The organism is Streptomyces sp. TRM49041 (genome assembly GCF_008271805.1).
Lineage (GTDB): Bacteria > Actinomycetota > Actinomycetes > Streptomycetales > Streptomycetaceae > Streptomyces.
In genome coordinates this window covers 26,229-48,505 of record NZ_VSRY01000105.1, presented here as the reverse complement: position 1 = coordinate 48,505, position 22,277 = coordinate 26,229, and the positions used below count along the sequence as shown (strand labels likewise).

The 22,277-nt window shown below is 69.6% G+C and carries 14 protein-coding genes and 1 tRNA gene; 10 read left to right on the top strand and 5 right to left on the bottom strand.

Annotated elements, in window-relative coordinates; genetic code table 11:
* The first annotated feature begins 90 nt into the window (after positions 1–90).
* Entirely contained in the window at positions 91–1,473 is a 1,383-nt protein-coding gene (locus FVS66_RS12480; RefSeq protein ID WP_149180870.1) for an IS701 family transposase, read from the top strand.
* A gap of 20 nt (positions 1,474–1,493) precedes the next feature.
* Here the strand turns inward: FVS66_RS12480 and FVS66_RS12475 are convergent, their stop codons facing one another.
* Genes FVS66_RS12475 through FVS66_RS12460 form a run of 4 tightly spaced genes read right to left on the bottom strand, consistent with a single transcriptional unit; the run spans position 1,494 to position 9,278 of the window.
* A complete protein-coding gene (locus tag FVS66_RS12475) occupies positions 1,494–2,426 on the bottom strand; it encodes a DUF2220 domain-containing protein (RefSeq protein WP_262386956.1) in 933 nt (310 codons plus the stop codon).
* Entirely contained in the window at positions 2,423–6,877 is a 4,455-nt protein-coding gene (locus tag FVS66_RS12470; RefSeq protein ID WP_149181238.1) for a hypothetical protein, read from the bottom strand. Before FVS66_RS12470 ends, FVS66_RS12475 begins: the two co-directional genes overlap by 4 nt.
* A 35-nt stretch (positions 6,878–6,912) precedes the next feature.
* Positions 6,913–7,728 (bottom strand): hypothetical protein, encoded by an 816-nt coding sequence (locus FVS66_RS12465; protein ID WP_149181237.1) that lies wholly within the window; start codon positions 7,726–7,728, stop codon positions 6,913–6,915.
* On the bottom strand, positions 7,725–9,278 hold the full coding sequence (locus FVS66_RS12460; RefSeq protein WP_149181235.1) for a hypothetical protein: 1,554 nt from the start codon (positions 9,276–9,278) through the stop codon (positions 7,725–7,727). Before FVS66_RS12460 ends, FVS66_RS12465 begins: the two co-directional genes overlap by 4 nt.
* Before the next feature lie 1,282 nt (positions 9,279–10,560).
* Between FVS66_RS12460 and FVS66_RS35870 the strand changes: the two genes are divergently transcribed.
* The gene (locus tag FVS66_RS35870; RefSeq protein WP_149181249.1) at positions 10,561–10,731 is read left to right on the top strand and encodes a helix-turn-helix domain-containing protein; all 171 of its coding nucleotides are present in this window, start codon (positions 10,561–10,563) and stop codon (positions 10,729–10,731) included.
* Entirely contained in the window at positions 10,728–12,104 is a 1,377-nt protein-coding gene (locus FVS66_RS12450) for a site-specific integrase (RefSeq protein WP_149181233.1), read from the top strand. Before FVS66_RS35870 ends, FVS66_RS12450 begins: the two co-directional genes overlap by 4 nt.
* Before the next feature lie 211 nt (positions 12,105–12,315).
* On the opposite strand, the gene FVS66_RS12445 is transcribed toward FVS66_RS12450, so the two are convergent.
* Positions 12,316–12,387: transfer RNA gene (locus FVS66_RS12445), tRNA-Arg, on the bottom strand.
* A 167-nt stretch (positions 12,388–12,554) separates the two neighbouring features.
* Here FVS66_RS12445 and FVS66_RS12440 point away from each other — a divergent pair.
* The 7 genes from FVS66_RS12440 (at position 12,555) to rho (ending at position 22,227) form a co-directional block, all read left to right on the top strand.
* The gene (locus FVS66_RS12440) at positions 12,555–12,968 is read left to right on the top strand and encodes a PleD family two-component system response regulator (RefSeq protein ID WP_149181247.1); all 414 of its coding nucleotides are present in this window, start codon (positions 12,555–12,557) and stop codon (positions 12,966–12,968) included.
* Between the two features lie 428 nt (positions 12,969–13,396).
* Complete coding sequence (gene nrtL / locus FVS66_RS12435) at positions 13,397–14,395, top strand: ArgS-related anticodon-binding protein NrtL (protein ID WP_149181231.1); 999 nt, start codon at positions 13,397–13,399, stop codon at positions 14,393–14,395.
* A gap of 13 nt (positions 14,396–14,408) precedes the next feature.
* On the top strand, positions 14,409–15,800 hold the full coding sequence (gene lysA / locus FVS66_RS12430) for a diaminopimelate decarboxylase (protein WP_149181229.1): 1,392 nt from the start codon (positions 14,409–14,411) through the stop codon (positions 15,798–15,800).
* A gap of 103 nt (positions 15,801–15,903) precedes the next feature.
* Entirely contained in the window at positions 15,904–17,253 is a 1,350-nt protein-coding gene (locus FVS66_RS12425; protein WP_187645495.1) for a homoserine dehydrogenase, read from the top strand.
* A gap of 6 nt (positions 17,254–17,259) precedes the next feature.
* Positions 17,260–18,330 (top strand): threonine synthase, encoded by a 1,071-nt coding sequence (thrC, locus tag FVS66_RS12420; RefSeq protein ID WP_149181227.1) that lies wholly within the window; start codon positions 17,260–17,262, stop codon positions 18,328–18,330.
* A gap of 411 nt (positions 18,331–18,741) precedes the next feature.
* On the top strand, positions 18,742–19,659 hold the full coding sequence (gene thrB, locus FVS66_RS12415; RefSeq protein ID WP_149181225.1) for a homoserine kinase: 918 nt from the start codon (positions 18,742–18,744) through the stop codon (positions 19,657–19,659).
* Between the two features lie 426 nt (positions 19,660–20,085).
* Positions 20,086–22,227 carry a transcription termination factor Rho gene (rho, locus tag FVS66_RS12410; RefSeq protein ID WP_149181223.1) on the top strand — a complete coding sequence of 714 codons (2,142 nt, stop codon included), beginning with the start codon at positions 20,086–20,088 and terminating at the stop codon, positions 22,225–22,227.
* The last annotated feature ends 50 nt before the right edge of the window (positions 22,228–22,277 follow it).

Below are 22,277 nucleotides of genomic sequence, written 5' to 3'. Positions count from 1 at the left end.
GTACTCCAGTCGCACTTCGTGATCTGACGGGGCGACGGGTGACGTGGGGGCGCCGGGGCATGGGCGAGGCCCCCTGTTGATCATGGTGTTGTGACGCAACATGAAGATCAGGGGGCCTCTGCCGTCAGCATAGATCCCTCGCTGTTCCAGGAGAAGTTCGACGAGCTCGCCGCCGAACTGGCACCGCTGTTCGCCCGCCGTGAGCCGCGGGCGCACGCTGCGGCGTACGTGCGCGGCCTGCTGGCCGATCTGCCACGCAAGAACTGCTGGACCCTGTCCGAGCAGGCCGGAGCGGCGCGCGCGTTCGGGATGCAACGCCTGCTCTACCAGGCGGTGTGGGACGAGGAGGCCGCCCGCGACGCGGTGCGGCGCTTCGCCGTGCGCCACCTGGCCGCGCCCGGCGCGGTGCTGGTCTTCGACGAGACCGGCCAGGAGAAGAAGGGCAGCGTCACCGCCGGCGTCGGCCGCCAGTACACCGGCACGACCGGGCAGGTCAGCAACGCCGTGGTCGCGGTGTACTGCACCTACGCCAGCGCCCTGGGGCACTGCCTGATCGACGGCGACCTGTACGTCCAGGAGCACTGGACCAAGGACCCCGACCGATGCGAACGCGCGGGACTGGGACGGGACTTCACCTTCCACACCAAGACCGCGATCGCCCTGGAACAGGCCCGCCGCGCGGTGGCCGCGGGGCTGGTCATCGACTGGGCAGCCGGGGACGAGGTCTACGGCCGCAGCACCAAGCTGCGGGGCTTCTTCGAGGAGCAGGGCATCGGCTACGTCTTCGCCGTCGGCGTCAACTTCCAGGTGCCCACCAGCGTCGGACCGATCCGGGCCGACCTGCTCGCGGCGAAGAAGATCCCCAAGCGGGCGTGGAACCGGATCTCGTGCGGACAGGGCGCCAAGGGCCCGCGTGTCTACGACTGGGCCCAGGTCGCCACCAGCAGCCCCCGGCATCATCTGCTGGTCCGACGCTCCCTCGCCGACCCCACCGACCTGGCCTTCTTCTACGCGTATGTGCCCGAGGGCCGGTCGATGGCCCTGCCCGGCCTGGTCAAGATCGCCGGAATCAGATGGGCGGTGGAAGAAGACTTCGCCGACGGGAAGGACGCGGTCGGACTGGACCACACCCAGGCCCGGCGCTACCGCTCCTGGCGCCGGCACATCGTGCTCGCCATGGCCGCGCTCGCCCTGCTCGCCGTGATCTCCAGCCTGGACCGGCGCGTGCACCCGGCCCCGGTCCTGCCCGCCGACGGCGAGGCTGAACCACCCGAGGACTTCGGCCAGATCGCCCTGACCGTCCCGGAGGCCCGCCGCCTGTTCCAGCTCTTCACAGCCCTTCTGCGGGACCTGCCCACCACCCTCGCGGCCCGCCGCATGGCCTTCCACCTGCAATGGTCCGCCTGGCGACGCCGCCACCAAGCCCGCTCCCGCTGGCACCACTACAAGAAACGCCTTGCCGCCCTCGCATGACCTCCAGGCTCCACTGCCCCTCAGATCACAAAGTGCGACTGGAGTACCGGGGTGGAGGCGTGGCTCAGGAGCAGGTCGTACAGCGCGGTGGCAGGTTCGACGGGGGGCAGCCCGCTCTGGGTGGCTGTTACGGAGGCGCGGGCGGGGATGGACAGTCCTTCTGCGTCGAGGTCGCCGTAGTAGAGAATCCGCTGGATTCCTCGGATTTCTTTGGCGGTTTCGATGGAGGCTTCGAAGGCCCGTCCGGAGCCGAAGGCTACGGCTCTGGTGCGCCCGGGGTTCGGGGCGAGTAGGTCGCGGAGTGTGGCGTAGGTATCGCTGTTCTCGGCGACGAGGAGGGTGTCGCCGTCGCCGAGCTGTCGGAAGGCGAGGGGCGGTGGTTCGCGGTAGGTACCGAGCTGTTCCAGGGTGAGGCGACCGGGGGCGAAGAGCGCACCGGAAATGAGCGCGTCGAGGCGCTTCTCGTCCTGGAAAATCTCATATGAGCGTTCACGCAGGGGGATCGGCGCGCGAAGTTCCAGGCGGTTGCTGGTGTCGCGAAACCACCGGTTGATGAGAGCTACGACTTCGTGATGGGCGGTGGTGAGGCGCGCGGTCTGGGCCCAGTCGAGTTCGGGGCGGTAGGAGCGTCGTGTGGCGGCAGGGGCGGCCTTGGACGGGGTGACTGCGGGCAGCCGGATGTGTTCGGGCAGGGCTGGGCGGCCGGCGTCCCACTTGCCTGCCTGTCCGTGGGGGAGGCGGAGGACGCCGGCATCGGAGAGTTCCTCGAGCAGGGTGGCCAGCGCGGTGCGGGAGTTGTCGCTGCGCGCGGCGCCGGGCAGGGCCGCGGTGAAGGCTTCCATCACGGTGGCGCGCGGCAGCGTGGCCCGCTCGGCGCGGGCGTGGAGCGCGGCGCTGAGGCGGGCAGCGCCAGGCGAGAGGCGGGGCGGCTGCTCGGGGGTGGGCGCTGTCATCGGTCCGTCTCTCCCGTGGCGTACAGGCGTGCGGAGCTGAGGTACCCGGTCGGTTCGGGGGCGTGGGCGTCCGGGGCGGTTCGCGGGCCAGGGATGAGGGCGTTGCGGGCTTGGTCGTCGAGACGGATCCGGGCGAGGCCGGTGCGGGCTTCGGCGTCGTTGCGCAGCTGGATGGTGGCGGGGAAGCGGGCGGTGACGGTTTCGTCGCTCAGGCCGGTGGTGTAGATGAGCTGGATTCCGAGGGCTGCGGCCATCTGCGTCTGGATGTCGACGAGGTAGGGGGCGTTGGCGCGGCCGATGGGGTTGTCCAGGAGGAGCAGTCCGCCGTGGCGGGTGCGGCTGCGGGGGCCGGGGGAGGTGCGCAGCGCGGCGAGCGCGCAGTACAGCAGGATCGCTCCGGTCAGTTCCTGGCCGCCGGAGAAGATCTTGCCCATCTTCTCAACCGGCACGCGGTCCACGCGTTGGGTGGCATTGGGCTTCATGACCTCGGCGGTGAAGCGGGGAACGGCTGCGTGCAGGCAACGCATGACGACCTCGGTGCCTTTGAGCTTGCGGGTGCGCGGGTTGGCGGCGAGGGTGTCGATGGTTTCGCGCATCTGGGCGGCGAGCATGGCGGGGTCGGGCTTCTTGTAGCGGATGGTGAGGAAGCGCTGTCCGGCCCAGGGGGTAGGGCCATCGGGGAAGACGGAGAAGCGGCTTGCCTGGTCGACCTGCTGGAGGAGTTCGGTGACGTAGCCGCTGAGCTGGGACGCGAGGGCCTCACGAGCTTTGGTCATGCCTTCGAGCTGGGTTGTCAGGGCTGCGGCGGCGCGGCGCAGTGCGGTGGTCCACTCACGGGCCGCTTCGGGGATGTATCGCCTGTCCAGAGCGGACATCTGAGTGCGCAAGGGGATGTCGAGTTGCTCGAAGGTGACGTCTGCGATCTGGTCCTTGAGGTTGGACACGCTCGCTTCGACCCGGCGCTCGGTGTCGGTGAGTTTGCGTTGGGCGCCTTCATAGCGAGCCATCGCCTGCTGCACGGCCGGCTCGGCCGCATCGGCGGTGCCTTGATAGGCGTCCGGTGCGGTATGGACGCCAAGGTGTTCGATCGTGGTGCCCAAGCGCGCCAAGACATTGCCGAAGGCATCGAGTTCGCGGGTGTGCTGGCTCTGCTGCCTGCGGGCCGCGTTGTACTGTTCGTTGGTGCGGCGCTCGGCTTCCTTGGCCTGCGCCTGGGCGCCCTCGGCGCGTGCGGTCAGGCCGCGGGCCTCTTCGAGGGTGCGCGGGGTCCACCGCTCGGTGTCCTGGGCACTGAGGTCTCCAGCCGGGCCGGTGAGCGTGTGCTGTCGTTCTTTGAGCCGGCTCTCCTTGTCGCGTAGCCGCTGAAGCTGGTCTTGGAGACTGTTGATCTGCTGGGTCAGGCCGCGCTCTACGGCGTCTCGTTGGACCTCATCCGCGGCGGCAGGGGTGCGGCTGTGCTTTTTGGCGAGGGGCTTGATCCGGTCGGGGACCTGCGCCCACTCTTCCTGGCAGGCGCGCAGGGTGTCTTCTGCGTCTGTGGCGCGCTGGCGCTGGTCTTCTCCGATGTCCACACTGCGCAGGTCGTCCAGGGCCTGCTCGTAGCGGTACTGAAGTGCGGCGAGCGCTTCGGGGGGCGTGCCCTCGGCTTGCTGAGCCTGCTCTGCCTCGGGCGTCGCGGTGATCTTCTTGCGCGCCTGGGCATGACTCCGGGCCAGCTGGGTGACGGCTTCCACGGCCCGGGTCATGCGCGTGATGTCGGCGTCGGCCGCCTCTTCTTTCTCGTCTAATGCTTCGAGTTCGCGCCGGCGCTGCTGGGCTTCTTCCTCCAGGACGACGATCCGGTCGCCTGCCTGGCCGGCCTTGTTCTCCGCCTCCGCGAGCCGACGCAGGTCCTGGGCGGTGCCGGTGGCCTTGCGGTGGGCTGAGTCCTGCTCCTTGCAGGCACCTTCGGCAGCGGCGACGGCGTCGTCGAGTTGTTCGGCACGGGTGCGCGCGGCGTCAAGGCTGACTTGGGATGCCTCCGCCGCAGCTTGGAGCTCCTGGAGCTGTTCGAGCCGGACCGGTACGGGCACGGAGCCGGTTTCGTGCAGCCAGTTCGCGATCTTGTTGTCCAGATCGCGGGTGAGCGCGAGGCGGTCCTCAAGCTCCGCCAATGCCTGGGCGGAGGCCGCCAGGAGTGCTTCGACTCCGGCGCGTTCCACTGCGGCGGCCTGCTCGTCGTGCAGGGCCGGCGTCGGCTCGGGCACCATCCGGCCGCTCACGTCCGGTGCGGGCGTCAGCATCCGCTCTCCGGTCCCCACCGCGATGGCCGCAGCGGGCAGGGGACGGGTGCGCTCCAGATGACGCTGCGCCGCTTCCAGCGCCGGGGCGCCGCCGCTCACGATGACGCCGCCGACCAGGTCCGGGTGGGCGGTGATGACGCTGTGGTGGTCGTCTGCGGGGACGTTGTCGCGCAGCCACTGCCAGCCCGGGACGGCGTCGGTGCCGTGGGCCGTGAGCTCGGCGCACAGGGAGCGGACCTCTTTGGTGGCGGGCAGGAGGCCGTCACTGATGTCCAGGGCGGCGAGCAGTTCTTCATCCGCGCTGTGCTCGTGCTGGGTCCGCCGCAGTGTCGTGTCCAGCGCAGTGCTCCGGCGCTCGGCCAGGTTCTGCAGTGCGGTGCAGTGGTCGGCGAGCCAGGCCAGGGCATCGCCGTCTTGGAGGTGCTCGGGGCTGAGCTCGAGTAGTTCTGCGGTCAGCGCGTGGCGGCGTACGGTCTCGGCGCGGTCGCGCAGCCGGGTGATGGCTGCTTCGGCTTCCTTGGCCGCTCGGCGGTCGTCGAGAGCCTGCTGCTGGACGTCGGGCAGCCGCTGGTATGCCTGGGTGCGGCGGGTGCGGGCAAGGCCCTGTTCCTGCTCTGCTTCCTCGAGCAGGCGGCCGTGGTGATCTGCTTCGGCGTCCATCCGTGCCGAGGCGTCCGCGGCGCTTTCGTCGGTCTTTACCTGCTCCTGCTCACGGGCGGTGTGCAGCTGCTGCTCGAAGTCCTGCACCTGGCGCCGGAGCAGGCGCTGTTCTCCCTCTGCCGTGCCAGCGTGCGTGTGGAGCGAGTTGCTGCGCTCGCGCCACTGCTGGATGCTGCCGCGAGTCTCGACGATCTTCTTGTTCAGATCGTCGGCCTCGGTGCGTGCCTGCGACTCGGCTGCCGCGTAGCGCGCCCGCAGTGCTGCCGCGGCTGTGTCACGTGCCTGTACATACGGGGCAGCGGCCTGTTCGGCCTGCGAGAGGGCCTGCTGCATACGGCTGTGGTGATCCTGGGCTGCCGCGTGACGCAGGGCGACGGGGACGCTGCGCCAGCCCGCCAGGCTGTCCTGCAGCTCCTGGGTTTCCCCGGCCACTCTTTTCTGTTCCGCGGCTGCTTCGCGCAGCTCGATGCCGCAAGAAGCCCAGCGCACATGGGCCACACGCATATTGGCGACGTCCAGGTCCTGCTTGGCTGCTTCATGGTCGCGGTATGCGGTGTTGACCGTGCCGGTGGTTGTCTGCGCGGCCGCAATGAGGATCTGATGCCGGCGCATCAGCCCTGCCGCGAGGGTGACCAGGCCGGATTTGGCCTGGGCGGTCTCCCGCTGCTGGTCGGTGTGTTCCTGGTGCCGGTCGGCGACCTGGGAGCAGATCTGCTCCATGGCCAGGGCGAACTGCCGCTCCTTGCCCAGCTTCTCGCGCTGGTCGTGCGCGCTCGCATAGGTCGCGAAGGCGTCGCCGAGTTTTGCGTACTTGTCGTCGTCGTTGGCCTTCTCCAGCAGCCACTGGACGAACGCTCCGGCGCTGGAGGTGGTGAACGCCTCGGCCGCGCCACTCTCAGTGGCGTTCATCTTGCGCTGGACATCGAAGAGGCCGGGCTCAAGTCCCAGGCTGTCTTGGTGTTTTTCCCACTTCTCCTGCACTTCCAGGATCTGCAGTTCCAACGCTTCTACCGTGCTCTGTAGTTCGCGCAGCTCGGTGTAATAGTGGTCGAAGGGCAGCCAGTGCCCGTCGCGGTGGAAGGGAAGGTCGTCGGCGCTCAGGGCAGCGCTCGGGTGGAAGCTGTAGAAGCGGCGCTTGACGCCGTCGCCCTCGGGAGCGAGGACTTGCGCGGTGACCAGGAGCCTGCCGGTGCAGGCATCGGCCCATTCCAGGACAATGTGGGAGGGCTGGGCCAGGGAGACCACGAAGTTTCGCAGCACCTCCAGGTCCTGGTGGCGGCGCGGGATCGTGGTGCAGGTGATGCCGGTCAGCAGCACGCCTTTGCCGCCGCCGTTTTGGAGCATGACCAGGCTGGCTGGTGAGGGCCGCTGCGTGACGTGCCCGGCCACCGGCACCAGGGAGGCCGCCTGTACCGGTGCGCCCACTGCGGAGAAGTCCAGGTCCACGTTCTCGTAGCGGGCATCGCGCGGCCCGAAATTGCGCAGCAGGATGCGGTTCAACTCGTACATGAAGATGGGTCCTTGCGTCGCGGAGGCGTCAGAGGTCAGAGGGGAGGGGCGGAGTCCGGCAGCATGCCGGTGTCTGCACTGTCGGTGTGTTCCGCAGCGCCGGGCGGGGGCGTCGCGTCGTGGTGCGCCAGGGCCGCTACTCCCAGGGCGGCCAGTTCCTGGAGCATGTCCTGGGCTGCCTGGTCACGGATGTGCAGCCGGTACTGGACGTTGGTGGCGTACGTGCCGCCGCCTTCCTCACTGGTCCCCCGGACGAACCCGCGCTGCTCGAGGTGTGTGAACGCCTTCTTGACCAGCGCGTAGGTTGCCGAGAGCGGTGTTCTGTCCTTGTCCGTTCGGCCGGTGGGGTTGCGGCGCAGATAGGCCCGCCACAGTCCCTCTAACCCGGGGCTGCCCGCCGGTGGGTCGGTGTCCTCGCCGGCGGCTGCGGCCCGGCGTTCCAGGACGGCTGCATAGGCCCGGACGTCCTCGTCGACTTTATGCACCGAGATGCGGGCGACGTGCTCGTCGTCGTCCATGTCCTCGGGACGGGGGAAGGCCCGCGAGGCGATGGCCAGGTGGGCGAGCAGATAGAGCGGCCTGTGCTCCGTCTGCGGCACGAGGTCGGCGACGGAGACGGCGAAGTCCGTCTCGGGTGTGGTTGCCAGGATCAGACCGGCCTGCGGGTGCGCTTCCTGGGCGGTCAGTTCAAAGCCCTGTGCGACCTTCCGCACCAGCTGGGCGAAGTCCGGCTCCGCGTCGAATCGCCGTACGAGCCGGGCGTACTCGCCGGAGCGCGCCGGGGACTTGCCGCGGGTCATGGCCAAGGCCACCATCCGGGCAGCCGCGGCAACGTCGTCGTACTGCGTCATGCACTCGGCTCCAGATCTTCGCTCGTGCTCCGGGCGCCAGACCCTGGCGCGTCAGGCGGCTGCGCGCCAGGGCCCGCATCAACTCCGTCGCCCACCGGCTCGCCCTTGGCCGGCATCAACAAGAAGTCGCTGCCACCGAAGGCCAGATCGTCCAGAGAGGTCCCGTCATCAACAGCGATGACGGCTTCCTCCCCGCGCAGCAGCTCGGCGACGGGGACATGCCTAAACCGGTGCGCCGTCTTCATGGCCAGCAAATGGTCGGTGTCATCGTCAGGCCCTCTGTCCTCTCCCCACTGGCGGGCGCGTTCAAGCAACTGCGACAGCCTGATGCCCTGCCCGGGTACGGACGCAAGCAGTCTGTCCACCAGTGCGTGCTGCGCCTCATCGAACCGTGGCAGATCGGGCACCTCTTCCCAGTCCTCCAGGGCGTGTACCTCGACCAGCTCGACATCGTCCTGCTCCGGCACACGCATCAGGGCCTCGAAGTAGTCCGGCAGGTACATCACCCGCGGCCGGACCGGGCCGAGCACCCCGCGCACGAACGCCTCCAACGGCCGCTGGCTGTCCTCGATGCTCAGCTCCAGCGCCGGCTCCAGGAGCTGGCTGCGCAAGTGCACCCGCGCATGGACCACGGGAGCCACGAAGATCTGCCGGTCCTGCTGGTGCCGGAACTCAGGCACCACCTTGAGCAGCATGTCGATCAGCATCGAGTGCCGCTGCAGGCAGTCCCCGATCAACGCATCCAGCGACTCCAGCTGCTGCCGCTTGTGATCCTCCTCGGTGACCTCAAGCAGCTGGGCCACCTGCTGCTTCATCTGACTCTCTACCCGGGACCTGTCCTGGACATGGTCCTGGGCTTCCTTCAGGGGTCCCTCAAGGTCCGCTTCCCAGTCGATAGTGCGCACGTTCCGCTTCATCTCCTCCATGCGGTCGAGCAGTTCCTTGGCATACCGCAGGCTCTGCAGATGGGCGGTGCGGGCGGCCTGCCACGCCTCGCTGATCCGCGCGCGCTTGAGCAGTGCTTCCAGCTTGGCCTCCGCCGCGATCTGCTCGGAAGCGATGTCCACGTCGACCGCGTGGACGAGCACCGTGATGGCCGCATCGGTAACCGTCAGCGCCGCTTGCCCGGCCTCGTCCGGCACGTCCTTGAGGATCTGGAACGGGAAGTCCTTGACCACGAAACCGTCGGCTGTCACGGTGCCGATGTCGTGCGAGAAACACCGGTCGTGCTTCTCGGTATTGATCAGCCGCTCCACCACCCAGCGGGCGACCTCCCGGTACTCGCCTCCGGGCCGGCCGGGCATCTGGAGCGCGGCAGACTCAGCCGCCTCCTCCACGACAACCTCCTGCCGCACTGCCGACCGTGTCCCTATCCGCAGCGTCACGCAGTCAATCGCTGTCAGCGCGACTTCGGCCAGCCGGTAGCCCTCCCAGCCCCGCTCCCGCTTCACCGGGCTGTCGTCAAGCGCCAGCAGCGGCCGTACCACCGCCAGCGCTTTCATCCGCGACGTAATGCTCTCGTACGCCGCAGACGAGTCGCCAAAGAACACCGGGCATCCTCCCAACACTGCTCATCCGACAGGGAATTCACGCTAGAGCACGGCACTGACAATGCATCAGGAAACGAACACACGGGCGATTCCTGGAGGTCGGTTGCATCCACCGGCCTTGATGCCGGCGGACGGCACCAGCGGCACCTCGACGCTCTCTCGCTTTGGGCCTGTGCGTACGTGCAGGGCGCCACCGTTGTCCGGGAGCAACTCGTAGCGATGTCTTTGGCATGGGCGTCTTCCGGCTCAGCGCATAACCTCCGTGACGAGGCGTGCACCGGTCTGTGGGTGAACACGTTCAAGCCAGCCTCCCGGGAGTCGGTGGGTCCTGATCTGCCCTTCTTCCACCCCAAGTCGGCACCCGGGACTGAAGAGAAGTCCGCACTTTCCCACCGCCAGATGGCCAGCGCGGACGACATGCAACGATCCACAGAAACCCGGTTTCGCTAACCGGGGATCATCTGCTATCTATCGCGCTGCGCAGTGCGGCTGTGACCGGATGAGCAGGCTGACCGTTCGGCGGCAACTACGCCCTCGCCGCTGAGGCCGTCCGCAGGCTCTGTGAGGGGGGCTGGCACTCTCCTCAGCGCCAGATGGCTGGCAGCAGGTCCGGGTGATGCTGCACCTGCTGCCCGCATTCGCCGACGGCAGACGAGAAAGCGCCCCAAGGGACTCATTCGCTCACGGCAGACGATAAAGGGCCTCAAAGGACTGGAACACTTTCCGGAGCCATGTCAACGTACAACACCCCGGAAGCACACGGTCGGCGAATGACCCACCGGGACACGATGAGGAATCTCTTCCGTCGATGCATGCGCTCCGCTCGGTCTCGCTGGCTGTCCGTCCCCTCTACACCTTCACCTCGGCGAGGCGAAGCTATCGGTTGCGGACCAAAAGGGGAGCAGACACCTGACCGTGTATGGATTGATGCCGTGGTCGGCCACACCAGGCGGAGAGGGGCGGGGCGCGAGCGGAACATAGCCGACGATCGCCGGTTAGCCAAACCGGCGATCGCGCGGACTATTGATGCTGTTCGCGCCGACACTTGGCGGTGGCTCCGGCGCGGGCGGGATCTCTGGTCGTCGTCTCCTTAGCGGATGTCTTGCTGGGACTCGGCGAGTGTGTCCAGCCCGCACCTTGGCGTGAACGGTAATCGCCAGACGGCTCTGCTGTGTGGCAGCAGTCACTCTGCAAGGAACCGTGCATGCAATACAGGGCTGGAACTCCCAGCGGCCAGCGGACGAGTGTTCTCGTGAAGAGAGCCGACAAGCGCGACGATCTTATGACGGTGCCCGAACTGCTGGCGGAGCTGTGTGTCTCTCGCCGAACTTTCTACCGTTGGCGAGAAATGGGCACTGGCCCCGCAGTCCTTAAGCTCCCGAATGGGGAGCTGCGTGTATGGCGGAGTGCCTTCATGGATTGGCTGCATGAGAGAGAGGAAGCAGCAGCTTGAAAACGACCGACGTTCGAATATGGGGCGTCAGGCCGAAATCTCGGCAAGGGAAAGACACCTACGAGGTCCGTTGGACGGTAGCCAGCCGCGAGATTTCTCGGTCGCGCCGCACCAAGGGCCTTGCAGACAAGCTGCGGGCTCAGCTCCTCATGGCGCAGGAGAACGGGGAACAGTTTGACACGGTGACCGGGCTTCCTCCTTCGATGGAGGAGCAGGGGCCGCTTCTCACTTGGTACGCCTTTGCTTTGAAGTACCTGCGTATGAAGTGGCCGCACGCTGCACCGAATTACCGTGATGAGATCAACGAGGCGCTGACGGGAGTCACGAAGGCACTCGCCCCCATGCGCTCCGGCCGACCGTCGGATGAGGGCATGCAGAGGGCTCTGCGCGACTGGGCGTTCGTGTTGCCCGGCCCGGATGAACGCGACGTTCCGCCCGAGGCGAGGGCTGTGATCGACTGGCTGGCTAAGAATTCGCCGCCGCTCGCCGACCTGAAAAAGCCCGCTGTGATGCGGGGAGTGCTGGAGGCCCTCAAGCTCAAACTCAACGGGGAGGCGGCGAGCAGCGAGACCTTTAAACGGAAGCGCAAGGTGCTCGTCAATGCTCTCAACTATGCGACCGAGCTGGGGGAGCTTGATGAGAACCCCGTTCACGGAGTTGCCGTAAAGAAGCCGCCTAGAGTCGTTCCCGTCGATCCTCGCGTGGTCGCTAACCCTCAGCAGGCTTCGAATCTCCTGGGGGCCGTCTCGTACGTGGGGGGTTACAACCGTGCCCGAGGGCGTCGCTTGGTCGGGCTGTTCGGTGGCATGTACTACGCCGGTATGCGGCCGGCGGAAGCGGTTGGCGTCGCCATCCAGGACTGCCACCTCCCGAACGAGGGTTGGGGTCTGGCCAACCTTCACCGCACGCGGCCGACTGCGGGAAAGAAGTGGACGAAGACGGGCGAGGTGCACGACGACCGCGGGCTGAAGAACCGCGCCCCGGAGGAGGTGCGGCCTACGCCGCTTCCGCCCGTCTTGGTGGCGATGTGGCGGGAGAGTATCGACACCTTCGGCACCGCCGACGACGGCCGGCTGTTCTTTAACGAGCGTGGCGGTCTGGTGGGCTCCTCGACCTACTCGCGTGTCTGGACCGAAGCCCGCGAGTTCGCCCTTCCGCCGGAACTCGTCGCCAGCCCTCTGGCCGACTGCCCGTACGATCTCCGGCACTCGGCGCTTTCGACCTGGCTCAACGCTGGCGTGGACCCGACAGAGGTTGCCGAGCGCGCCGGGAACACAGTAGAGGTCCTGCTCGCTAGATACGCGAAATGTCTCCACGGGAGGCATGTCGTCGCCAACCAGCGGATCGAGAAACTGCTACTCGAATACGCGTGACAATGGTCACACTTAGCACCCCGAGGTGGACGCCTCGGGGTGTTTCTTTTGTTCCGGCAAGCCCTAAAGGTCAGTCAATGTCCGATCCCGCGTATGTCCCGCAGGGGCTGTCCTACGGGTGCATTCGGTGGCGCTTGGCTGCAGATAGCTGCAGGCCCTCCGATCTGGCGTATTGCCTGATCAGAGGGCCTTTTAGGCACCTGATCTGCGGTGCCCCCGGCAGGATTCGAACCTGCGCACACGGCTCCGGAGGCCGTTGCTCTATCCCCTGAGCTACGGGGGCGTCCGCCGTGTTTCGCGGCGACGGGTAGAACCCTACCAGCTCCCGATGGGTGCCTGTGAACAGGTATTTCCCGTGGTTGGTTGGCGTGAGGTCGCCCGCTGAAGGCGGAAGTGGCGAAAAGCCGGACGCGGGGGCTGGGCGGGACCTACTCTCGAGTTGTGTCAGGCGTGCCTGGTCGGGTGCTGGTTGTCGACGACAACCGGGTGATCCGGCAGTTGATCAGGGTCAACCTCGAGCTGGAGGGCTTCGAGGTGGTGACCGCGGCCGACGGTGCCGAGTGTCTGGAAGTCGTCCATCGGTTCCGCCCCGATGTGGTGACGCTCGACGTGGTCATGCCGCGCCTGGACGGTCTGCGTACGGCCGCGCGGCTGCGGAGCGACGCGCGGACCCGGCAGCTGCCGGTCGCGATCATCAGTGCGTGCAGCCAGGACGAGGTGGAGAGCGGACTCGACGTCGGGGTGGACGCCTTCCTTGCCAAGCCCTTCGAGCCCGCGGAGCTCGTCCGGCTCGTACGGCGGTTGATGCCGCCCCCCATGGACGGCCGCCACGGCGCCGGCCACGCCGGTACGACGCGGGGTTGAGCGGCGCCCGCCGCGGAGACGGGCCGCGGACGCCTGTTTGGAGTCCGTGGCCCCGCCGTGCGCCCCACTTGGCGCCGCGCCACCTGAGGCGGGGCCGGCTCCTGAGGCGGGGTCGGCTCCTGTGGCGTCCGCCGCAGTGGTCCGCTCACCGGCCCCGCGGCTCCGTGCGCCCCCGGCCCCGGTCGACCTGCATCCGCCCCCCGTCGGACCCGGTGCCGCGCCCCACACGCGGCACCCTCGCGGCACCCACCTCACTTGCAGCCCCTGACACGCCCCCGCCGCCCCCCATCCGCTGCCCCGCAGGCCCCCAAGCCGTATCCCCGCACCCGCACCCCCGCGCCCCCACCCGCCCCTCCCGCACCCACCCCCTGCCCGCATGCCGAAACCGGTTCGCGTACCCACCCCCCTCCTCGCCTACGCTTGTCCCCGTGACCCCCGCTGATCTCTCCCTCACCGTGCTGCGCGCCGTGCGTCGTGCCGTCGGTGATGGTGTGCTGCGCGCCGTCGAGGTGCCGCGGCGGGTGGTTGTCGAGCGGCCGCGGCCGGGTGGGTGCGGGGACTGGGCCACGAACGCCGCCCTGCAGCTGGCCGGGCCCGCCGCGCTGCCGCCCCGGCGGGTCGCCGAGGTGCTTCGGGAGCGGCTCCTGGACGCGCCCGGCATCGAGCGCGTCGACATCACGGGGCCCGGGTTCCTGAACCTCACCCTCCGCGCCGATACCCGCGCCGAGGGTGACCAGCTCCTCGTCGAGCGCGTCCTCGCCGAGAAGGGGCGGTACGGGCACGGGGAGGCACTGCGTCACCTCGACGCCGCGCTCGTCAGCTTCCCGCCCCCTGGCGAACCCCGCCTCGCCGTCCTCACCGACACCGTCGTCACCCTCCTCCGCTCCCAGGGCGCCCCCGCCCGCGTCACCACCGACGGGGCGCAGGAGCTCCACGCCCTCCCCGCGCACTACGACGTCCACGCCGCCCTCGGGCCCGACGCCGCCCGGTGGGCGCTGCTCCGGCCCGCGCCGCACGACCGGGTCCTGGACGCGGAGCCGCTGCTCCGCCAGAGCGAGGCGGTCAACTCGCTCTTCACCGTCCAGTACGCCCACTCCCGCGCCCGCGCCCTCCTCCGTAACGCCGCCGCGCTGGGCGTGGACAGTGCCTACGAGGTCCCGGTGGACGCCGCGGTGCTGACCGGTGCCCTCGTCGACCACGCCTCCGTCCTGCTCGGCGCCGCCCGGCACCGCGCGCCCGACCGGCTCGCGCGGCACCTGGAGGCGACCGCGGACGCCCTCCTCGGGTTCCAGCACACCGTGCTGCCCCGTGGGGACGAGAAACCCACGGCCGCCCACCGCTCCCGGCTCGCCCTCGCCGAAGCCGCCGGGACGGTGCTCGCCGGCGGCCTGTCCCTGCTCGGCATCAGTGCCCCCGACCATCTCTGAGAGAGCCACAGACATGAGCCGTTCAGCGCACCCCGCCGGGCCCCGCCACGCCGACGTCCTCCCCGAGGGCCACTACAGCGCGCCCCCCGCCGATCTCAACCGCCTCGACGAAAAGGTCTGGGCCCGGACCGTCCGGCGGAACGAGAACGGCGTCGTCACCGTCGGGGGCATCGAAGTCACCGCGCTCGCCGAGGAGTTCGGCACGCCCGCCTACTTCCTGGACGAAGCCGACTTCCGCGCCCGCTGCCGAGCCTGGGCCGACGCTTTCGGCAAGGACGCCGACGTCTTCTACGCGGGCAAGGCGTTTCTCTCCCGGGCCGTCGTCCGGTGGCTGGACGAGGAGGGGCTCAACCTCGACGTCTGCACGGGCGGCGAGCTCACCACCGCGCTCTCCGCCGGCATGCCCGCCGAGCGCATCGCCTTCCACGGCAACAACAAGAGCGCCGAGGAGATCCGACGGGCCGTCGAAGCCGGCGTCGGCCGTATCGTGCTCGACTCCTTCCAGGAGATCGTCCGCGTCTCGCACATCGCCCAGTCCCTCGGCAGGCGCCAGCGCGTGCAGATCCGTGTGACCGTCGGAGTCGAGGCGCACACCCACGAGTTCATCGCCACGGCCCACGAGGACCAGAAGTTCGGCATCGCCCTCGCCGACGGGCAGGCCGCCGAGGCCGTCCGCCGTGCCCTCCGGCTCGACGGGATCGAACTCATCGGCATCCACTCGCACATCGGGTCCCAGATCTTCGACATGGCCGGGTTCGAGGTCGCGGCCCGCCGGGTGGTCTCGCTGCTCGCCGAGGTCCGGGACGAGCACGGCGTCGAGCTGCCCGAGATCGACCTCGGCGGTGGGCTCGGGATCGCGTACACCTCCGACGACGACCCCCGCGAGCCGCACGAGATCGCCAAGGCCCTCGGCGAGATCGTCGGCCGTGAGTGCGACGCCGCCGGGCTCCGTACGCCGCGTATCTCCGTCGAGCCCGGCCGCGCCATCGTCGGCCCCACCGCCTTCACCCTCTACGAGGTCGGCACCATCAAGCCCCTCGAAGGGCTCCGTACGTACGTCTCCGTCGACGGCGGCATGTCCGACAACATCCGGACCGCTCTGTACGACGCCGAGTACAGCGTCGCGCTCGTCTCCCGGACCTCCGACGCCGAGCCCATGCTCAGCCGCGTCGTCGGCAAGCACTGCGAGAGCGGCGACATCGTCGTGCGCGACGCCTTCCTGCCGGCCGACGTCGCCCCCGGGGACCTGCTCGCCGTGCCTGCCACGGGTGCCTACTGCCGCTCCATGGCCAGCAACTACAACCATGTGCTCCGCCCGCCGGTCGTCGCCGTCGCGGACGGCGAGGCGCGGGTGATCGTCCGGCGTGAGACGGAGGAAGATCTCCTGCGTCTCGATGTCGGGTAGTGAAATAGATGTCTCAGGATCCGGACGGGGGATAGAAACTTCCGTCCGGTGAGTGAGACTGGACCACCGTAGAAATACGAAGAAGGACAGGAAACGAGGTCGGATGATGCGTACGCGTCCGCTGAAGGTGGCGCTGCTGGGCTGTGGAGTGGTCGGCTCCGAGGTGGCGCGCATCATGACGACGCACGCCGACGACCTCGCCGCGCGCATCGGCGCCCCGGTCGAACTCGCCGGCGTCGCCGTCCGCCGACCCTCCAAGGTCCGCGAGGGCATCGACCCCGAGCTGATCACCACCGACGCCACGGCCCTCGTCAAGCGCGGGGACATCGACGTCGTCGTCGAGGTCATCGGAGGTGTCGAGCCCGCCCGTACGCTCATCACCACCGCCTTCGAGCACGGCGCCTCCGTGGTCTCCGCCAACAAGGCGCTCCTCGCCCAGGACGGCGCCGCGCTGCACGCCGCCGCCGAGGAGCAAGGGCGGGATCTCTATTACGAGGCAGCCGTCGCCGGGGCCATTCCGCTCATCCGGCCGCTGAGGGAGTCCCTCGCCGGGGACAAGGTCAACCGCGTCCTGGGCATCGTGAACGGGACCACCAACTTCATCCTCGACAAGATGGACACCTCCGGGGCGGGGTACTCCGAGGCGCTGGACGAGGCGACCGCCCTGGGGTACGCCGAGGCCGACCCGACCGCCGACGTCGAGGGGTTCGACGCCGCGGCCAAGGCCGCGATCCTCGCCGGTATCGCCTTCCACACCCGCGTACGACTCGACGACGTGTACCGCGAGGGCATGACCGAGGTCACCGCCGCCGACTTCGCCTCCGCCAAACGCATGGGCTGCACCATCAAACTGCTCGCCATCTGCGAGCGCGCCGCCGACGGCGAGTCCGTCACCGCGCGTGTGCACCCCGCGATGATCCCGCTCAGCCACCCGCTCGCCTCCGTCCGCGGCGCCTACAACGCCGTGTTCGTCGAGTCCGAGGCGGCCGGGCAGCTCATGTTCTACGGCCCGGGCGCCGGCGGTTCGCCGACCGCCTCGGCCGTACTCGGCGACCTCGTCGCCGTCTGCCGCAACCGCCTCAGCGACGCGACGGGGCCCGGCGACTCCGCGTACACCCAGCTGCCCGTGAGCCCCATGGGCGAGGTCGTCACGCGGTACCACATCAGCCTCGACGTGGCCGACAAGCCGGGCGTCCTCGCCCAGGTCGCCACGGTCTTCGCCGAGCACGGCGTGTCGATCGACACCGTCCGCCAGCAGGGCAGAAATCAGAGCAGCGGCGACGAAGTCGCCTTCGAGCAGGGCGGCGGAGGGCGACGGGAGGGCGGCGAGGCATCCCTTGTCGTCGTCACCCACCGCGCGCCGGACGCCGCCCTCTCCGGGACCGTCGCGGCGCTGCGCGAGCTCGACACCGTGCGCGGTGTCGCCAGCATCATGCGTGTTGAAGGGGAGTAAGGACCCATGACCAGCAAGGGCACCCACCAGTGGCGCGGCATCATCGAGGAATACCGGGACCGCCTTCCGGTCACGGACACGACGCCCGTCGTCACGCTCCGTGAGGGCGGTACGCCGCTCGTCCCCGCTCGGGTCCTCTCCGAGCGCACGGGATGCGAGGTGCACCTGAAGGTCGAGGGTGCCAACCCCACCGGCTCCTTCAAGGACCGCGGCATGACCATGGCCATCACGCGGGCCAAGGAGGAGGGCGCCCAGGCCGTCATCTGCGCCTCCACCGGCAACACCTCGGCCTCCGCCGCCGCCTACGCGGTACGGGCCGGGATGGTCTCCGCCGTTCTCGTCCCACAGGGCAAGATCGCGCTCGGCAAGATGGGGCAGGCTCTGGTCCACGGCGCGAAGATCCTGCAGGTCGACGGCAACTTCGACGACTGCCTCACGCTGGCGCGCGCCCTCTCCGAGAGCTACCCGGTGGCGCTCGTCAACTCGGTCAACCCGGTCCGTATCGAGGGCCAGAAGACCGCCTCGTTCGAGATCGTGGACATGCTCGGCGACGCCCCCGACATCCACGTTCTGCCCGTCGGCAACGCCGGCAACATCACCGCGTACTGGAAGGGCTACAGCGAGTACGCCACGGACGGCATGTCCACGCGCAGGCCGCGCATGTGGGGCTTCCAGGCGTCCGGGTCCGCGCCCATCGTGCGCGGCGAGGTCGTCAAGGACCCGTCGACCATCGCCACCGCGATCCGTATCGGCAACCCGGCCTCCTGGCAGTACGCGCTCGCCGCCCGCGACGAGTCCGGCGGCCTCATCGACGAGGTGACGGACCGTGAGATCCTGCGGGCCTACCGTCTGTTGGCCGCCCAGGAGGGCGTCTTCGTCGAGCCCGCGTCCGCCGCGTCCGTGGCCGGCCTGCTGAAGGCCGCGGAGCAGGGCAAGGTCGACCCGGGCCAGACCGTCGTCTGCACCGTCACCGGCAACGGCCTCAAGGACCCCGACTGGGCCGTCGCCGGAGCGCCCCAGCCCGTCACCGTCCCCGTCGACGCCGCCGCGGCCGCCGAGCGGCTCGGCCTCGCCTGACGCCATCGCCGCCGGACGCGCGGTCGGCGGGGCTTCGGCGCTTCGACGCCGCGGTCGGCGCCGAAGCGCCGGGAAGGGCCCACAGGGGCGTGCCGCACCCCTGTGGGGCTCTGTGGGGCCCTTTGGGCCCCTCCCCGGGCCCGCGGGCGCAGTTCAACCGCCGTAGGAGCACAGAAGCCCCGCGACACGCATCGTGCGCCTCCTGTGCGCCCTATGTCGCCGCAGAACCTTCCTTCGATAAGCTGTACCGAACCCACCCCGCCGCATTGCCGCGGGTGACGATGCCGTTGGTGACTGCCGAGGCGGCCCCCGGGTCCTCGTACGTCTGACGGAAGCCGCAGTCCCCCCCCCGAACCGTCCCCGCCCCGCAGGTCACCCCCGCAGGTCCAGATCAAGGAGAGTCAACGAGCGATGGCCGGTCCCGCGTTCCGCGCCGCCGCCGTACGGGTGCGCGTCCCCGCCACCAGCGCCAACCTCGGCCCGGGCTTCGACGCCCTCGGCCTCGCGCTGGGGCTCTACGACGACGTCGTCGTCCGGGTCGCCGACTCCGGGCTGCACATCGACATCGCCGGTGAAGGCGCCGACACCCTCCCGCGCGACGAGAGCCACCTCCTCGTACGGTCCCTGCGCACCGCGTTCGACCTGCTCGGCGGACAGCCCCGGGGCCTTGAGGTGGTCTGCGCCAACCGTATCCCGCACGGCCGCGGCCTGGGCTCCTCCTCCGCCGCCATCTGCGCGGGCATCGTCGCCGCACGCGCCGTGACGATAGGCGGCGACAGCCGGCTCGACGACGCCGCGCTGCTGGAGCTCGCCACCGAGATCGAGGGACACCCCGACAACGTCGCCGCCTGCCTGCTCGGCGGCTTCACGCTGGCCTGGACCGAGGCCGGGGCGGCCCGCGCCATCAGGATGGATCCCGCGCGTTCCGTCGTTCCGGTGGTTTTCGTACCCTCGAAGCCGGTACTGACCGAGACGGCCCGGGGCCTGCTGCCCCGCACCGTCCCCCATGTGGACGCCGCCACCAACGCCGGCCGTGCCGCGCTGCTCGTCGAGGCCCTGACCAGGCGCCCCGAGCTGCTGCTGGCTGCCACCGAGGACCGGCTCCACCAGGAGTACCGGGCTCCGGCCATGCCGGAGAGCATCTCTCTTGTGAACCGACTGCGGGCGGACGGAATCCCCGCGGTCATCTCCGGCGCGGGCCCCACGGTGCTCGCGCTGGCCGAGGACGGCGCGGCGGAGAAGGTCGCGCTGCTGGCGGGGGAGGGCTGGGCGGCCAACCGGCTCGGCCTCGACGCCGCGGGTGCGAGCGTGCTGCCGCTCGCACCGTAGGAGAGGCGCCACGGCGGGACCCGCCACGGCGTGGATTGCCGCACACACTGATTGCCGGTGTGGGAGAGGGGGAATGTTTGTTGGAGCCGGTAGTGTTAACCTCAAGTCTGCACCCGACGTCTTTGTGGCGCGGTGCTGCGTGTCCCCATCAGGGACCACCATTCTTCCGGGAGCCTCCCAAACTGCCTGAGCAGCCTGCCTGAGCAGTTTCGAGCACGCTCCGGAACCGGCGCGAATCACCCCTCGCTTTTCCCAGGGAGGGCCGAGCAGGGGGTCTCGGGCCGGACCCACGCACGTTATTTCTTCTGCCGCCGTACCCCGGCGGACCCACCGCCCCGGCACGGTTCCCACATCAGGACCGCGGTCGGACAGCACAACCGGTCGCCGAGCCAGAAGGCCGACGTCCGCTCCAGGGAAGGACCCTTCGTGAGCGACACCACCGATCTGATGGGCGTGACTGCCGACAAGACTGTCGACACCGCCGCGCCCGCCGCAGGTGCTGCCACTGGCACCACCTCACGGCGCCGCCGCTCCGGCACCGGCCTCGAGGGCATGGTCCTGGCCGAGCTGCAGCAGGTCGCGTCCGGCCTCGGCATCAGGGGCACCGCGCGCATGCGCAAGAGCCAGCTGATCGAGGTCATCAAGGAGGCGCAGGCAGGCGGCGGCGCCGCGCCGAAGAGCGCCGAGACGGGCGCAGCCGAGACCAAGCCGAAGCGGCGCACCACCTCCCGCACCCGTACGGGCGATGAGGCCGCCGCGGCGGGCGCCGGAAAGGCCGCCGAGAAGGGCACGGAGGCCGCGCAGGCGGCCGACAGCGCCGCCGCCAAGCCCGCGAAGGCGGACAAGGCGGAGAAGGCGGACCGGGCCGAGAAGGCCGACAAGGCCCCGAAGGCCGAGCGTGCCGAGCGTGCCGAGAAGGCCGTCGCCCAGCAGCAGATCGAGATCCCGGGCCAGCCCTCCCCGAAGCAGTCCGCTGCGGTCGAGCAGGGGGCCGCCGCAGGTGAGGACGCCGTGGGCGAGCGCCGTCGGCGCCGTGCCACCGCCGCGGCCGGCAGCCCCACCGCCGAGGGCGAGACCCGCACCGCCGACGTCCGTACCGATGTCCGGACCGAGGCACGCCCCGACGGCCAGTCCGAGGCCCGTACGGCCGAAGGCTCCGTGGACACCGCCGAGGGCGGCCGCCGGGACCGCCGCGACCGTCAGCGGGACCGTCAGCGGGACCGCCGCGAGCGCGGCAAGGGCGACGAGCAGCAGGGCGGCGGCCAGCGCCAGCAGCGCCAGGGCGCCCAGCAGGGCCAGGCGGGCCCGCAGGACGACGGCTACGACGACGAGGCGGGTGGCCGCCGCGGCCGCCGTGGCCGCTACCGCGACCGCCGTGGCCGCCGTGGCCGCGAGGACTTCGCGGGTGAGCCGCAGGTCTCCGAGGACGATGTCCTGATCCCGGTCGCGGGCATCCTGGACATCCTCGACAACTACGCGTTCATCCGGACCTCCGGCTACCTGCCGGGCCCGAACGACGTGTACGTGTCGCTGGCCCAGGTCCGCAAGTACGGCCTGCGCAAGGGTGACCACATCACGGGTGCCGTGCGCCAGCCGAAGGAGGGCGAGCGCCGCGAGAAGTTCAACGCGCTGGTCCGCCTCGACTCGGCCAACGGCATGGCCGCCGACTCCGGCCGCGGCCGTCCCGAGTTCAACAAGCTCACCCCGCTGTACCCGCAGGACCGGCTCCGCCTGGAGACCGACCCGGGCGTGCTGACCACGCGCATCATCGACCTCGTGTCGCCGATCGGCAAGGGCCAGCGCGGTCTGATCGTGGCCCCGCCGAAGACCGGCAAGACCATGATCATGCAGGCGGTCGCCAACGCGATCACGCACAACAACCCCGAGTGCCACCTGATGGTCGTCCTGGTCGACGAGCGTCCGGAAGAGGTCACCGACATGCAGCGGTCGGTCAAGGGCGAGGTCATCTCCTCGACCTTCGACCGCCCCGCCGAGGACCACACCACGGTCGCCGAGCTGGCCATCGAGCGCGCCAAGCGCCTCGTCGAGCTGGGTCACGACGTGGTCGTCCTGCTCGACTCGATCACCCGCCTGGGCCGTGCGTACAACCTGGCGGCCCCCGCCTCCGGCCGCATCCTGTCCGGTGGTGTCGACTCGACCGCGCTGTACCCGCCGAAGCGCTTCTTCGGTGCCGCGCGGAACATCGAGGACGGCGGCTCGCTGACCATCCTGGCCACCGCGCTGGTCGACACCGGCTCGCGCATGGACGAGGTGATCTTCGAGGAGTTCAAGGGCACCGGCAACATGGAGCTCAAGCTCGACCGGAAGCTCGCCGACAAGCGCATCTTCCCCGCGGTGGACGTCGACGCGTCCGGTACCCGCAAGGAGGAGATCCTGCTCGGCAACGAGGAGCTGGGCATCGTCTGGAAGCTGCGCCGGGTGCTGCACGCGCTCGACCAGCAGCAGGCGATCGAGCTGCTCCTCGACAAGATGAAGCAGACCAAGTCGAACGCCGAGTTCCTGCTGCAGATCCAGAAGACGACGCCGTCGGCCGGCAACAACGACTGACGTCTCATCAGCGGCACCCCGGACCGCCCCCTGTCACCTCGGTGACCGGG

Bases quoted from the DNA above. Each gene is read 5' to 3' on its own strand.
- FVS66_RS12475 (WP_262386956.1), bottom strand. From the start codon at position 2,426: ATGACAGCGCCCACCCCCGAGCAGCCGCCCCGCCTCTCGCCTGGCGCT.
- thrC (WP_149181227.1), top strand. From the start codon at position 17,260: ATGACCAGCAAGGGCACCCACCAGTGGCGCGGCATCATCGAGGAATAC.
- thrB (WP_149181225.1), top strand. From the start codon at position 18,742: ATGGCCGGTCCCGCGTTCCGCGCCGCCGCCGTACGGGTGCGCGTCCCC.
- FVS66_RS12470 (WP_149181238.1), bottom strand. From the start codon at position 6,877: ATGTACGAGTTGAACCGCATCCTGCTGCGCAATTTCGGGCCGCGCGAT.
- FVS66_RS35870 (WP_149181249.1), top strand. From the start codon at position 10,561: ATGACGGTGCCCGAACTGCTGGCGGAGCTGTGTGTCTCTCGCCGAACT.
- FVS66_RS12465 (WP_149181237.1), bottom strand. From the start codon at position 7,728: ATGACGCAGTACGACGACGTTGCCGCGGCTGCCCGGATGGTGGCCTTG.
- lysA (WP_149181229.1), top strand. From the start codon at position 14,409: ATGAGCCGTTCAGCGCACCCCGCCGGGCCCCGCCACGCCGACGTCCTC.
- FVS66_RS12425 (WP_187645495.1), top strand. From the start codon at position 15,904: ATGATGCGTACGCGTCCGCTGAAGGTGGCGCTGCTGGGCTGTGGAGTG.